General features: G+C 55.9%; 1 pseudogene. It reads right to left on the bottom strand.

From position 1 onward, the window contains the following. Nucleotides 1–213: pseudogene (locus B4G81_RS07740) on the bottom strand (IS5/IS1182 family transposase); the annotation flags it as partial.

Raw genomic sequence — 213 nt, 5'->3', positions numbered from 1 at the left:
TCCACCTGAACCAGCTCCGGATACTTCCCGGTCAGCTTCCTGAAGCGTTCAACCTGTGCCTGAAGATCCTTCCCCTCGTTGAAGGCATCCCAGTCAAAATGATCTACCCTGGCATAGCCATCCAACAGGCTGATATTGATCTTCGCCCCGAACTCCGTCTTGGCCTCGGCCTTGCCACGCACGATGGGACGAACATGCGGCTGATGAATGCTC

It is taken from the genome of Proteiniphilum sp. UBA5384 (assembly GCF_002410825.1).
Taxonomy (GTDB): domain Bacteria; phylum Bacteroidota; class Bacteroidia; order Bacteroidales; family Dysgonomonadaceae; genus Proteiniphilum.
Note: the sequence above shows the minus strand (reverse complement) of the source record. Positions and strands in the feature narration are given on the sequence as shown.